The sequence below is a fragment of the Aureitalea sp. L0-47 genome, from assembly GCF_026126405.1.
Taxonomy (GTDB): domain Bacteria; phylum Bacteroidota; class Bacteroidia; order Flavobacteriales; family Flavobacteriaceae; genus Pukyongia.
Genome location: NZ_JAFMTQ010000050.1, coordinates 1 through 497 on the forward strand (window position 1 = coordinate 1; position 497 = coordinate 497).

The following is a 497-nucleotide window of genomic DNA, read 5'->3' on the forward strand; positions in this document are numbered from 1 at the left end:
TCCTTCGGATACCTTCTAAACGGAACGTACACCGAGCTTACCGATCCACTAGGGGCTAACGCTCAAAGTGGTAACAGCGGACCGATCAACCTGGCACCAGGTGATGTATTCGGATTCCGTTCACAATCGGTTGACGGTATTGGAGGACCTGCCACTACTACAGTGAGCGGCTTCGTACCTGGCTTCGATGGACAGTTCGATCCAGCTAACTGGACCCTTACTCTGGACAACTCCGATGGAGATGCGTTCTTTGTTGAGATCACTCCGGGATCAAATGGAGCATTCGATGCTTGTGGTGTCACTACCATGGCAGTAGATATCAACGAGGTAGACTGTGACGACATTGCAGCTTCACCACTAACGGCTACGGTATTCGCTACCGACGCCAGTGGTAACCTTGCGGCATGTCAGTCCATGATCACTGTGGTAGACCTATTAGGACCTGAAGTAACTTGTCTTGATGATCAAACCATCGATCCGGGACCAGGTAACCTGTT

1 protein-coding gene is annotated in these 497 nt (G+C 50.9%); it reads left to right on the top strand.

The window, feature by feature from the left end:
* Positions 1-497, top strand: a 497-nt coding sequence (locus J1N09_RS15415) for a hypothetical protein (protein ID WP_265201174.1), incomplete at both ends; no start/stop codon positions are given.